This window comes from Lactobacillus sp. UMNPBX6, assembly GCF_002553975.1.
GTDB classification, from domain to species: Bacteria; Bacillota; Bacilli; order Lactobacillales; family Lactobacillaceae; genus Lactobacillus; species Lactobacillus gallinarum.
Map to the genome: position 1 here is coordinate 1 of NZ_PCZD01000151.1, position 246 is coordinate 246.

Here is a 246-nt window from a genome sequence, read left to right on the forward strand (position 1 = left end):
TGCGATAGTTGCTCCAAGCCTTCTGGTAGTTCTGAATCGCATTGGCAAGAGCGAGGCTATCAATTTCTTTAACGCGTAAAAAGCTATAAGCATCACGAATATTCTTAGGCTTAGCCAATAATTCATTATTGATGACTACTGTTTCTGCCAGTTGGACTTCATAGCTATTAAGAGCAGAAAAGGCAAAAGATATTGTTTGATATTGTCTAACAGCTAAGTAGTGCTTAGCATGATAATTGCTTCGAT

General features: G+C 37.8%; 1 pseudogene. It reads right to left on the bottom strand.

The annotated features are described in order from the left end of the window. Positions 1-246 (bottom strand): annotated as a pseudogene (locus tag CP357_RS10070) (RNA-guided endonuclease TnpB family protein); the annotation flags it as partial.